1 protein-coding gene and 1 pseudogene are annotated in these 1,404 nt (G+C 65.8%); both read left to right on the top strand.

Annotated features, from left to right (window positions below; genetic code table 11):
* Positions 1-1,088: fatty acid desaturase family protein (locus OK17_RS16820; RefSeq protein WP_461418133.1), on the top strand; the 1,088-nt coding region annotated here is incomplete at its 5' end.
* Positions 1,089-1,157: 69 nt separating this feature from the next.
* Positions 1,158-1,404: pseudogene (locus OK17_RS16815) on the top strand (acyl-CoA desaturase); the annotation flags it as partial.

Here is a 1,404-nt window from a genome sequence, read left to right as displayed (position 1 = left end):
TCGAGAACATGGAGCTCGGGCACAACGTGATGCACGGGCAGTGGGACTGGATGAACGACCCGGAGGTCCACTCGACCACCTGGGAATGGGACATGGTGTGCGCCTCGCCGCACTGGAAGCACTCCCACAACTACATCCATCACAAGTACACGAACGTGCTGGGCATGGACGACGACGTGGGCTACGGCCTGCTGCGCGTCACCCGTGATCAGCGGTGGCGTCCGTTCAACTACGGCAACCTCGTCTACAACACGATCCTCGCGCTCGCGTTCCAGTACGGCGTCGCCGTGCAACACCTCGAGCTGGGCAAGAAGCGCCGGACGCCGGAGGAGCAGGAACAGCACAAGCGCGATGTCGCCGACGTGCTGTCGAAGATCGGCAAGCAGGTCGCCAAGGACTACCTCGCCTACCCGGCGCTGGTCAGCGCGACCACCGGGCACAAGGTCGGCTACGTCAACGCCTACCGCAAGGCCGCGACCGCGACCGCGCTCGGCAACGTCATCCGCAACGTGTGGAGCAACGCCGTCATCTTCTGCGGCCACTTCCCCGACGGTGCGGAGAAGTTCACCAAGCAGGACATCGACAGCGAGTCCCAGGCCGAGTGGTACCTACGCCAGATGCTGGGCAGCGCCAACTTCGACTCCGGGTTCGTCCTGGCGTTCCTGAGTGGCAATCTCTCGTACCAGATCGAGCACCACATCTTCCCGGACCTGCCGAGCAACCGGTACGCCGAGATCGCGGTGAAGGTGCGCGCGCTGTGCGACAAGTACGACCTGCCCTACACCTCGGGTCCGTTCCCGGTGCAGTACGCCAAGACCTGGCGGACCATTGCCAAGCTCTCGCTGCCGGACAAGTACCTCAAGGCGACCGCCGACGATGCGCCGGAGACCGCATCCGAGCGCCGTTTCAAGCAGGGACTGCCCGAGGGCACTCGACTCCAGGCGACCGTCGACGAGAAGACCGGTACCCGTCGTGGCCTGCGTTCGGCCATCGCGGGTCTGCGTGAGCGTCGTCGGGCCGCTCGGGGAGGCCGTGCCGTGGTGACACCGTTGCGTACGGCGCGCGGTGACGACGAGGCTGCCGCCTGATCGTCGTGGACGTGTGGCCGCACCCCGCGGCGGCGCAGGGAAACGAGAAGGTCGGCATAATGGGGCTCAATGGCCATCACTGACATCAACGAGTACGCGCATCTGACCGACGCCGACGTAGAGGCGCTGGGTGCCGAACTCGACACCCTCCGCCGCGAGATCGAGGCGGATCGGGGGATGCGTGACGTCAAGTACCTGCGACGCACGATCCTGGCGCATCGAGCGCTAGAGGTTGCCGGACGCGTTGCGCTGCTCGGCAGTCGTTCGCGGCCTCTCTGGGTACTCGGCACCGGCGCGCTCGCCCTCTCGAAGATCA

Source organism: Gordonia sp. GN26, assembly GCF_054823965.1.
This window is presented reverse-complemented; position numbering and strand designations above follow the sequence as displayed.